At 63.0% G+C, this 10,725-nt stretch carries 12 protein-coding genes and 1 riboswitch; of the genes, 6 read left to right on the forward strand and 6 right to left on the reverse strand.

All coding sequences use genetic code 11. The features are described 5' to 3' along the window. The 5 genes from QWB57_RS01875 to ccsA form a co-directional block, all read right to left on the reverse strand. Complete coding sequence (locus QWB57_RS01875) at nucleotides 1–1,596, reverse strand: DHA2 family efflux MFS transporter permease subunit (RefSeq protein WP_223629224.1); 1,596 nt, start codon at nucleotides 1,594–1,596, stop codon at nucleotides 1–3. A gap of 12 nt (nucleotides 1,597–1,608) precedes the next feature. Further along, the gene (locus QWB57_RS01880) at nucleotides 1,609–2,829 is read right to left on the reverse strand and encodes an efflux RND transporter periplasmic adaptor subunit (RefSeq protein ID WP_223629225.1); all 1,221 of its coding nucleotides are present in this window, start codon (nucleotides 2,827–2,829) and stop codon (nucleotides 1,609–1,611) included. Between the two features lie 7 nt (nucleotides 2,830–2,836). Beyond that, entirely contained in the window at nucleotides 2,837–4,282 is a 1,446-nt protein-coding gene (locus tag QWB57_RS01885; protein ID WP_288968095.1) for an efflux transporter outer membrane subunit, read from the reverse strand. Nucleotides 4,283–4,295: 13 nt separating this feature from the next. Then, a complete protein-coding gene (locus QWB57_RS01890) occupies nucleotides 4,296–4,754 on the reverse strand; it encodes a MarR family transcriptional regulator (protein ID WP_223629227.1) in 459 nt (152 codons plus the stop codon). Between the two features lie 65 nt (nucleotides 4,755–4,819). After that, nucleotides 4,820–5,614 carry a cytochrome c biogenesis protein CcsA gene (gene ccsA / locus QWB57_RS01895; protein ID WP_288968097.1) on the reverse strand — a complete coding sequence of 265 codons (795 nt, stop codon included), beginning with the start codon at nucleotides 5,612–5,614 and terminating at the stop codon, nucleotides 4,820–4,822. An 83-nt stretch (nucleotides 5,615–5,697) separates the two neighbouring features. On the opposite strand from ccsA, the gene QWB57_RS01900 reads away from it, so the two are divergent. Then, a complete protein-coding gene (locus QWB57_RS01900) occupies nucleotides 5,698–6,030 on the forward strand; it encodes a hypothetical protein (RefSeq protein WP_223629229.1) in 333 nt (110 codons plus the stop codon). A 5-nt stretch (nucleotides 6,031–6,035) separates the two neighbouring features. Here the strand turns inward: QWB57_RS01900 and QWB57_RS01905 are convergent, their stop codons facing one another. Next, entirely contained in the window at nucleotides 6,036–6,440 is a 405-nt protein-coding gene (locus tag QWB57_RS01905; RefSeq protein WP_223629230.1) for a ribonucleotide reductase subunit alpha, read from the reverse strand. Between the two features lie 153 nt (nucleotides 6,441–6,593). Continuing rightward, nucleotides 6,594–6,751: riboswitch (molybdenum cofactor riboswitch) on the forward strand. On the opposite strand from QWB57_RS01905, the gene moaA reads away from it, so the two are divergent. From moaA to QWB57_RS01930, 5 genes are all read left to right on the forward strand, one after another. Further along, nucleotides 6,743–7,723, forward strand: a complete 981-nt coding sequence (gene moaA / locus QWB57_RS01910; protein WP_288968099.1) for a GTP 3',8-cyclase MoaA — start codon at nucleotides 6,743–6,745, stop codon at nucleotides 7,721–7,723. It overlaps the preceding riboswitch by 9 nt. 5 nt (nucleotides 7,724–7,728) lie before the next feature. Further along, a complete protein-coding gene (moaCB, locus tag QWB57_RS01915; protein ID WP_223629232.1) occupies nucleotides 7,729–8,727 on the forward strand; it encodes a bifunctional molybdenum cofactor biosynthesis protein MoaC/MoaB in 999 nt (332 codons plus the stop codon). After that, nucleotides 8,724–9,980 carry a gephyrin-like molybdotransferase Glp gene (gene glp, locus QWB57_RS01920; protein ID WP_288968102.1) on the forward strand — a complete coding sequence of 419 codons (1,257 nt, stop codon included), beginning with the start codon at nucleotides 8,724–8,726 and terminating at the stop codon, nucleotides 9,978–9,980. Before moaCB ends, glp begins: the two co-directional genes overlap by 4 nt. Further along, on the forward strand, nucleotides 9,977–10,237 hold the full coding sequence (locus tag QWB57_RS01925; protein ID WP_223629234.1) for a MoaD/ThiS family protein: 261 nt from the start codon (nucleotides 9,977–9,979) through the stop codon (nucleotides 10,235–10,237). The genes glp and QWB57_RS01925 overlap by 4 nt, the downstream gene beginning before the upstream one ends. Nucleotides 10,238–10,239: 2 nt before the next feature. After that, nucleotides 10,240–10,725, forward strand: a 486-nt coding sequence (locus QWB57_RS01930) for a molybdenum cofactor biosynthesis protein MoaE (RefSeq protein WP_288968104.1), incomplete at its 3' end; no start/stop codon positions are given.

The raw sequence follows: 10,725 nt of genomic DNA on the forward strand, positions 1-10,725 counted from the left end.
TTAATGCCCGCCCGCAGCAGCCCCGCCGATCTTGGCGGCAAACGGCGGCTTGGCCAACCATACGAAGGCGATCACGACGAGGAAGATGATGCCGAGCAGGTGGAAGATTTCGTTGAAGCCGATTTGTGCGGCCTGGTTGGAGATCATTCTTTCCAGCACCGCCGCGCTGCGTTGCATATCGCCGCCGCCGTATTGCACCAAGTGTTGCATCGCGGCCGGATCCAGCCTGGACACACTCTCGGTTATGTGCGCATGGTGGAATGCACCGCGCTCGCTCCAGGCATAGGTGGTGAGCGAAGCCGCAAAACTGCCGCCGAGTGTGCGCAAGAACGTCATCAAGCCGGAGCCTGCCGAAATTTCATGCGGGGCCAAATCCGATAGCAGAATTTGCAGCACCGGCATGAAGAACAGCGCCACGCCCAGCCCTTGGAACAATTGCACGGCGGCGATGGTGTGGAAGTCCACCTCCAGATTGAAGCCGGAACGCAGGAAACTGGTCATCGACATTGCCACGAAGGCAACACTGGCCAGGATGCGCAGATCGAATCGATTGGCATATTTGCCCACCAGTGGGGTTAGCAGAACCGGCAAAATACCGATCGGTGCGGTGGCAAACCCGGCCCAGATCGCGGTGTAGCCAAGATTGCGTTGCAACCACAATGGCACCAGAATGCCGACGCTGAAAAATGCGCCATAGGCCACCACCATCGCGGCGGTGCCTGCCGCAAAATTGCGATGGCGGAACAGGCGCAAATTGACGATGGGGTCTTTGTCGGTCAGCTCCCAGATCACGAACACCGCAAGCGAAATCGCTGCCACGATAGTCAGTATCACTATCGTGTGCGAGGCAAACCAGTCCTCGTCATTGCCCAAATCCAGCAGGATCTGCAGCGCGCCCACGCCCAGTACCAACGTGGCCAGGCCGATGTAGTCCATCTTCGGCTTTTCGAGTTTTTCCGGGCGGCCTTTCAGCTGTCTGCCCACCACGGTACTGGCAAAAATCCCGATCGGAATGTTGATGAAGAAAATCCATTCCCAACTGTAGTTGTCGGTGATCCAGCCACCCAAAATGGGCCCGGCAATGGGGGCAACCACGGTCACCATTGCCAGAATTGCAATGGCTTGGCCGCGCTTGGCGGGTGGGTAGATGGAGAGCAACAAGGCTTGGGTGACGGGATACATCGGCCCAGCCAACAAACCTTGCAAGGCGCGCGCCGTCACCAACAACCCCATCGAATGCGCCAGTCCGCACAGGCATGAGGCAAACACAAAGCCCAGCGTGGACCACATGAATAACTTGCGTTCACCAAACCGACGCGCCAGCCAGCCGGTCAATGGCAGCGCAATCGCGGTGCTGACCGCGAACGAGGTGATCACCCAGGTGGCTTGGTTGGCACTGCCGCCCAAATTGCCGGAAATGGTGGGCAACGACACATTGGCGATGGTGGTGTCCAGCACCTGCATGAAGCTGGCCAGCGCCAGCCCCAGTGTGGTCAGCGGCACATTGGGCGGGCGGAAATCCGCAAGACTCGGGGTCCGGGTTTCCGGGCCGGGGGGCAGCCCGGCCGCTTCTTCTTGTTCGGCAAGGGTGGTCATGCGCGTGCCGGATCAGTTCTTGTGGCCCGGCAGGTTTTTTTCGACGATCGCGGTGATCATCGCGTCGGCGTCGTGCAATTGCTTGGCATAGGCCTCGGTGGCCAGCACCGGCTGGGTGGCGGCTGCGGCTGGCAGTACCGGCAACGACTGGTCGTGCACATTGACCTTGACCGCCATGCTCATCCCCAGCCGCAGTGGATGCTCACGCAGTTGCCGGGGATCCAGGGTGATGCGCACCGGGACGCGCTGCACGATCTTGATCCAGTTGCCGCTGGCGTTTTGCGCCGGAAGCAGTGCAAACGCGCTGCCGGTGCCCAATCCAAGGCTTGCCACCTTGCCATTGAACGCCACCGTGTCGCCGTACATGTCGGCAGTCAGCTTGACCGGTTGGCCAAGTCGCAAATTGTGCAGCTGGGTTTCCTTGAAATTGGCATCCACCCACACCTGTTGCAGCGGGATGATGGCCATCAACGTGGCGCCCGGTTGCACGCGCTGGCCCAGCTGCACGCTGCGCTTGGCCACATAGCCATCCACCGGCGCCACAATCGCAGCGCGTTGCTCATTCAGATAGGCCTGCCGCAGTTGTGCTGCTGCCGCTTGCACTTGTGGTTGATCGCTGACGGTGGTGGCATCGACCAACGCATGGGTGCGCGCCAATTGTCCACGCGAGCCGGCCAGTGCCGCCTCCATCGCTTTGAGCTGGGTTTGTGCGTGTGCCAGTTCTTCGGCCGAAACTGCACCGCTGGCCACCAACCCGCTGCGGCGTGCCACGTCCGCACGTGCTTGGCTCAGAGCCACTTCACGTGCGGCGATATCGGCCTGCGCGGAATCCACACTGCTATACAGCCCACGCACTTGCCGCACGGTGGCTGCAAGGTTGGCTTGCGCCTGTTCCAGCGCCACCTTGGCATCGTTGGGGTCCAGTTGCACCAGCACTTGGCCGGCGCTCACCCGCATGCCGTCATCGGCATTGATGGCTACCACCGTGCCCATCGTCTGCGGGGTGATGCTGACCACGTTGCCCTGCACGTAAGCATCGTCGGTGTCCTGCTGCCAACGCGCCACCAGCAGATAGTAGGCGGTCCAGGAGATACCGGCGAGCAAGGTAATCACCAGCAGGATCAGCAAGGCGCGGCGGCGTTTGCCGTTGCCGGCGGGCGGCAGCGCACTATGCGATGCCGGTAGTGGTGCGGGCTGGCCGGCGGAGGTATTGGGCGTGGTTTCAGTGGTCATGAGGGGGTCACTTGGAAGCCGTGGTGTTCTGGGCATTGGCGCTGGAGTTGACGGCAACGCCGCCGCCCAGTGCTTGATCGAGGTCGATGCTGGCTGCACGCCGTGCGGCGGTGAGTGCGGCCAATTGCTGGTCCAGCTGCAGCAAGGATTTTTGTGCGTTCAACACATCCAGTTGCGATGCCAGGCCGGCGTGCTGACGTTGTTGCACTTGCCGGTAAGCGCTATTGGCGGCGGTCTGTGCCTGGCGGGTACTGGCCAGCTGAGTGTCCAGTGCGCGCGCGGTTTGCACCGCATCGGCCACTTCCCGCATGGCGGCCAACAAGGTCTGGTTGTAGCTGGCCACCGCGATGTCGTGATCGGCTTGGCTGGCGCGTAATTGGCTGCGCAATTGGCCGCCTTCGAAAATCGGCAGACTCAGGGCCGGGCCGCCGTTGAGCAGCAGGGATTTGTTGCCAAACAGATCACCCAAGTTGCCCGCGGCCAATCCTGCTAGCGCACTGAGATTGAGGCTGGGATAAAACGCGGCTTTGCTGGCATCGATGCCGTGCTGCGCGGCTTCCACCCGCCAACGTGCCGCCACGATATCGGCACGCCGTGCCAACAGATCGCTGGATAGGGTGTCAGGCACCATGAGCTTGGGCTGCGCCAGCTGCGGCGGGGTGATGGCAAGGCCGCGATCCGGACCGGCGCCTAGCAGCAGCGCCAGCGCGTTGCGCAATTGTTCGATCTGGTGCTGCGCGGCTTGCTGTTGTTGACTGGCGAGCGCGGCTTGGCTTTGGTGTTGCGCCAGCCCGATGCCATTGTCCAGCCCCGCCTTGACCCGTTGCCGGTCGAGTACCAGCAACCCATCGGCGCGGGTGATTTCGGCTTGTGCAAGTGCTGCCTGGTCGAATGCTTGCGCCAGCGCAACGTAGGTGCGGGCGATGTTGGCCGCCAAGCTCAGCCGCGCTGCATGTGCATCCACTTCTAGCGCGTGCGCATTGCCGACTGCCGCCTGCCACTTGGCTTTGTCCTGCCCCCACACATCGGGGTTGTACTTCAGGCTCAGCATCAACAGATTGGCGACCTTGAACGAGCCACCGATGTCGTTGCCGGCCAAGGTTTCCGGCAACTGCATGCCGAGCACCTGCGCGCTGGCCCCCACCGACGGCTTGCGTGCGGCCTCGGCAATGCCGGCCTGCGCCTGCGCCTTGCGCGCACGCGCATCGGCCACGTCCAGGCTGGGCGCGTTGGCCAGTGCTTCATCCATCAGCGCATCCAGTTGCGGGTCGGCAAACGCTTGCCACCAACGCTCGCTGGGCCAAGCGGCTGCCGATAGCGGCGCGCCTGCAAGCGAACGAGCAACCGGGACGCTGGCAGCATCGCGCAGCGTGGTCTGGGTGACCAGCCCGTTGCTGCTGGCGCAACCGGCCAACAACAGCGTGCCGCCCAGGGCGATGATGAGAGGGGTCATTCGAAACATGGAGTCAATCCTGGGACAGCAAGTTGTCGCGGGCCTGCTCCAGCAGGCGGGTCAGTTGGGCACGGGTAGCATCGTCCATGCCTTGCAGCGCGCGTTCACGCACGCGCCGGCCGCATTGGTCCACATCGCGCCAAAGTTGGCGGCCGGCATCGGTGAGATGGATGTGCAAGGCGCGGCGATCGTTGGTGTCAGCCACTCGCTCCACCAGCTCGCGCGCTTCCAATTTATCCAGCAGGCGGGTCATCGCGCCGGGGTTGAGATCGGCAGTACGGGCCAAGTCGGTGACCCCGGCAGTGCCTACCGCCAAGGTCTTGATCACGATGTACTGGCTGAACGTCAGCGCATGTCCGGCCAAGGCCAATTCGCGCTCCATGCGCGCCCACATGGCGTCGCGCACTTGCCGGAACAACAAGCCCAGGGTGGAGCCACTGCAGGCCTCGGGGGGGAAGATTGGCGTGTTCATGGCGCGGCATAATGCCCGCCTGCGCAATAGTTGTCAATGCAAACATTGCAATGGCAAGTGTATGTTCAGCCAGTGCGGTGCAACACCAGTTCCAGCACGAATTTGCTGCCGAAAAATGCCAATACCAGCAGCGCCATGGCGGTCAGTGTCCAGCGCACCGCGATCGCACCACGCCAGCCATAGCGCCAGCGTCCCAGCAGCAACACGCCAAACGCGAGCCATGACAGCAGACTGAGCACGGTTTTATGCACAAGGTGCTGGGCCAGCAGGTTGTCCACAAACAGCACGCCGGTCAGCAACGTGGCTGTCAGCAGCGTAAACCCCACGACAATGGTGCGAAACAGCAAGGTTTCCAGCGCGGTCAGTGGGGGCAGGGCGCGCAGCCACAGATGAAATTCGCGGCGGCGCAGGGCGCGTTCCTGGAGCCACAAGAACATGGCCAGCAAGGCTGCCAGTGCCAGCGTGGCGTAGGCCAGCAGGGCCAGCCATGCGTGCAACAGCAAGCGCCAATCCAATGGTTCCGGTTGCTTGGCGTGGCCATACATGCCATAGCCCACCAGCAGGGCAGCGGCCAGTGGAAAGACCACGACTCCAAGTGCGCGCATGCGTCCGCCAATGCCCGCAAAGGTGGTCATGGCGGCCATTCCCAGCCCCACCAGCGATAGTGCGGCAAAAAAATGCAGGTCGGTATTGCCGGAATGCCGCCAGCCCAACCAATGGAAGACGGCATGCAGCACTACGGCAGTGCTGGCCGCCAGCAGCCAGCCGCGCGAGAGGGTGCGCTCCGGGCGCTGTACGCCCATCGCCAGCCAAACGGTGGCGATCAGATACAGCAGTGTGCTGGCAACAAGAATGCTCATTTGCGAAGTGTCGCACAGCGGTGCTTGTCAGCACCGTGGCGAGCGGTGTTATGCTGGATACAGGCCAAGCTTTCGGGGGTTTCATGCAGACCATGCACGCAGCGTATTTGCCCGAGCGCAGCCCGCTCTGGAAGGTGTTTTGGCTGTATGGCGTGATACCCAGCAGCGCGTTGTGGCTGGCGGTGTACTGGCTGGTCAATCACCACCAATTGCCGGGTGCCACTCTTGGCATGCTGGTGTTCCTGCTCGCCTACACTGCCTGGATCGTGGCGGCGGTGTGGAAAGTTGCACCCAGTGCCAAGGATCCGCGGTATGGGGTGATGGCGCAGGCGTTGACTGTGGGTTGGGCAATCAACACCGTATTGATTGCCTTCTTCGTCGGCTTGCAGACGTTGCGACTGCTACTGGTCGGCTGACGCTCTCAACCAAACTGCAACACGGCACCATTGCGGTCAAACGTGGCAAATTGCGCCACTTGGCCATTATTGATGGCGTTCACCATGAAGCGCAGTGGTTGTGCCGCTTCGTCGGCGCTGGGTGCAATCCCGGCGCGGCCTGCCAGGCTGCCCACAAAGACCATGTCCCATGCTTGACCGGTGGTTGCGGATTCGGCCACCAGGGCGGCAAAACTTTCAATGTCTGCAGGGGCTTTGTCCACGCACAAACTGGGCGTGAGCGTGCCACCTTCGCGATTTTCGAAACGCTCGCGCTGCTGGGCGCTGGCGTTCTCCGGCAATTCCACTTTGGCGAACACAAACAGCAAGCGTTGCGGCTCTGGCTGCCGGTGGGCGGCGTCAAGAAGATCCTGGAAACTGGCAAGGCTCATGGTGATACATCCGGATGGGGCAGCGATGGGGGCGCAGCTTACACGCCCATGCTGCCCCGGGCAGCAGCCCAAACGGCTGGAATGGGTGAATATTGATCGCAATCAAGCGCAAGCACCCGAACTGCGGCTACTCTAGCCAACGTCAGGACGCGCCTTGTGCGCGAACTCCAAGCCCGGCCGCCTACGTTCGTTGCATGGCATTGAATACGGCAACCGGGCCGCGGCATTGATCGATGTGGTCAGCGCTGCCGGGTCGGCACCGGAAACGGTTCGGCCTCCCGTATTTGGACTGGAGCGTTGAGATGGCAACCCTTGTGGACGGCTTTGGCCGCACATTTCCTTATTTGCGGCTGTCGTTGACCGAGGCCTGCAATTACCGTTGCAGCTATTGCCTGCCGGACGGCTATCAGGCCGATGGCCGCCCCACGTTTTTGAGCTTGGACGAAATCACGCGGCTGGTGCGCGGCTTTGCGGCGGTGGGCATGCGCAAGATCCGCCTGACCGGTGGCGAGCCCAGTTTGCGCAAGGACTTGCCATCGATCATTGCCGCTGTCTCGGCCACACCCGGGGTGCAGAAAATTGCGCTGACCACCAATGGCTGTTTGTTGCCCAGGCATGTGGGCATCTGGCGCGACGCGGGTCTCACCGCGCTCAATGTCAGTTTGGATAGTTTGAACCCGGCACGCTTCAAAACCATCACCGGCCACGACCGCTTTGCGGAGGTCACCGAAGGTGTGGAGATGGCGCTGGGGCTGGGCTTTGCTGCGGTCAAGCTCAACGCGGTGTTGCTGCGCGGTTTGAATGACGATGAATTGCCGGCGTGGTATGACTACCTGCGCGAGCGCAACATCGCCATTCGTTTCATCGAACTGATGCGCACTGGCGACAACCAAGCGTATTTCGAGCGCCACCACTACCGCGCCGAAGCATTGGAGCAGCAGCTGGTCGATGCCGGTTGGACGCAGCAAGCGCGTGCGCCCGATGCAGGCCCGGCGCGGGAATATGCACATCCGGACTATCGCGGCCGGATTGGCATCATCGCGCCGTATTCGAAGGATTTCTGCGCTGGCTGCAACCGCCTGCGTGTCACCGCGCGTGGCGATTTGCGGCTGTGTCTATTCGGGGATTTTGGCATCCCGCTGCGGCCCTTGCTGCAATCGGATGCTGACTTGGATGCGCTCACTGCACGCATCGCCACCCAGCTGGGCTTGAAGGCTGCCGGTCACGGCCTGCATCAAGGCAATACCGGCATCACTCCGCATTTGGCTTCGATTGGCGGTTAATCAAGATGACAACGCAACGTGACGCGGCTTTTTACATGGCCGATATCCGCAGCAAACGGCCCACCCGCCGGCGTGCAGTGGCGGTGGGCGAGTTTTTGCCGGGGCCGGAGGCGTTTGCCACCGTGATCGAGCGCCGCCTGCCCAAAGGCGATGCACTGGTGATGGCGGAAATCGCCGGCCTGCAAGGGGCCAAAATGGCCTCGATGCTGATGCCGCTATGCCATCCGATTTCGCTGGAGCTGGTGCGGGTGCGCTGCGTGCCGGTGCCGGAGCGCCACGCCATCCGCGTGTATTGCGAATGCGCGCTGGAAGCCCGTACCGGCGTGGAGATGGAGGCGTTGGCCGGCGTCAACGCGGCCCTGCTGACCCTTTACGATCTGACCAAACCCGTTGAGCCGGCACTTGCTATCAGCGGCATCCGTCTGTTGTTCAAAGAGGGCGGCAAGAAGGGGTTGTGGGTGCATCCAGACGGCATGGATGAGGACGAGCGCGGGCATTACCAGCCGCGTGACCTGGCCCGTCTCGACGGCGTGCCCTGTGCCGTCATCACCCTCAGTGACCGTGCCAGTGCCGGTGAATACGAGGATCGTTCCGGCCCGGTGCTGGTGGCGGGCTTGCGCAAGCTCGGTGCGGATGTGGATGACATCGAAGTGCTGCCCGACGGGATCGACCCGCTGGCCGAACGCTTGCGCACGCTGTCGCAACAAGGTGTGCGGCTGTGTGTCTGCACCGGCGGTACCGGCCTTGGGCCACGCGATGTGACGCCGGAAGCATTGCGCCTGGTGGCCGACCGCAGCGTGCACGGGCTGGCCGAAATGATTCGCAGCGAAAGTGCAAAACACACGCCCTTGGCATGGCTGAGCCGTGCCGAGGTGGTGCAACTTGGCGCGATGTTGGTGTTCGCCCTGCCGGGCAGCCCGCGTGCCGCGCAGCAATGCATGGACATACTGGCGCCCTTGCTGGGGCATGCACTGGCCATGCTCGATGGACGGCCGCACGCATGATCGGGTTCGACGAGGCGCTGGCGTTGATTCAGCGCGAAGTGGCGGTGCTGCCGGCGCGCACCTGCGCCGCACCCGACGCGGTGGGGTTGGTCTTGGCCAGCGATGTGTGCAGTGGTGAAGATCTGCCGCCATTCGATAACTCCGCGATGGATGGCTTCGCGCTGCGGATTGGCAGTGAACCGCTGGCAGTGGGCGCAGAGTTGGATGTGGCCGGCGCGCAGGCAGCCGGCGATACCCACGCGATCGCCACGTCAGGTGCATGGGAAATCATGACCGGTGCGCGCCTGCCCGACGGCTTGGATGCGGTGATTCCGGTGGAGCAAGTGGAGGTGCTGGTGCGCGACGGCACTGACCGCCCGCTGCGGATTCGCACCACGGCGGTGGTGGAGCCCGGTCAGCATGTGCGTTTGCGCGGCGAAGATGTGCGTACTGGCGCATGCATCCTGAAGGCCGGGACCCGGATTGAAGCCCCGCAATTGATGCTGTTGGCGGCCTTGGGTGTGGCGCAGGTGCAGGTGCGGCCGGCGCCACGGGTGGCGCTGCTGACCACCGGCCGCGAACTGGTGGATGACCCCACCCGGACGCTGGCTTCGGGTGAAATCCGCAATAGCAATGGCCCGTATCTGGCCCAGCGCGTGCGCGATGCCGGCGCGCAATTGGTGTTGCGGGAAACCGTCAGTGACGATGCCGATGCGTTTCTGGCAGCGCTGCAACGTGCGCTGGCGGCGGGGGCCGAGGTGGTGTTGAGCACCGGCGCGGTGTCGATGGGGCGCTATGACTTCGTGCCCGATGCTTTGCGCAGGATCGGGGCTTGCCTGCATTTCCACAAAGTGCGGATTCGCCCCGGCAAACCCTTGTTGTTTGCCAGCTTGGCCGGCGGGCAGCTGTATTTCGGCCTGCCCGGCAACCCGGTGTCCAGCGCGGTGGGGCTGCGCTTTTTTGTGGAGCCTGCGCTGCGGGTTTTGTTGGGCTTGGCACCAGAGCGTGCGCTGCGGGTGCCATTGGCGGCGGCATTCAATAAGCGCGCAGCACTGCGCTTTCATCTGAAAGGTGGACTGGAACTTGACCAGCACGGGCAGTTGCAGGCGCGCGTGCTGCCGGGGCAGGAATCGTTCCGGATCGCGCCGATGGCGCAGGCCAATTGCTGGATCGTGCTGCCAGACACGGCAGCATCACCCGCTGCCGGCGCAATGGTCGATGTGTATGGCTTGGGGCATTGGCTGCCCCCGCAACTGGATGAGGTGATGACGTGAAGGTCGAGTTGAGCCTGTTTGGTGCATTTCGGCAGTACCAGCCATCGGCGCAATTGACGCTGGAATTGGCCGATGGTGCTTGCGTGGCGGATCTGCGCGATGCCGTGGACGCCCATGGCAAGGCGCATTGGCCGGCTTTTCAATCGGCGCTGCTGGCACGTTCGGCATTTGCCAGCGACACCCGTGTGCTGCGCGATGGCGAGGTACTTCCCACCGACGGCAAGATGGCGGTGCTGCCGCCAGTGAGTGGGGGTTGAGGATGCCGCAGCATCGGACTGAAGTGATGGATCTTGCCGATGGCAAGCTGGACCCGGCTGCGGCATTGGCGTTTGTATCCGACCCCAAGTTTGGCGGCATTACGATGTTCGTCGGCCGCGTGCGCGATTTGAACCACGGCCGCCACGTCACGGGCATCAGCTACGACATGTTCGTGCCGCTGGCGCTCAATGGCTTCGCCGAGATCGCTGCCCGCGCCGAGGCTGACTTCGGCGGCAAGCTCAAGCTCTACATCGGCCATGCCAAAGGGCGCTTGGGGATCGGTGACCTGGCCATGGTGGTGGCCGCCGGCACCCCGCATCGGGATGAAGCCTTTCGCGCCTGTCGGCAGGTCGTGGAGGCGGTCAAGCACACCAGCCCGATCTGGAAGCAGGAGCACTACATCGACGGTGACAGCGTGTGGAGCGAGGGCTGTTCGTTGTGCGAGCACACTCCCGCCGATGCGGAGGCCGGGCATTCGCATACCCAT

This window comes from uncultured Thermomonas sp. (assembly GCF_937872235.1).
GTDB lineage: Bacteria > Pseudomonadota > Gammaproteobacteria > Xanthomonadales > Xanthomonadaceae > Thermomonas > Thermomonas beijingensis.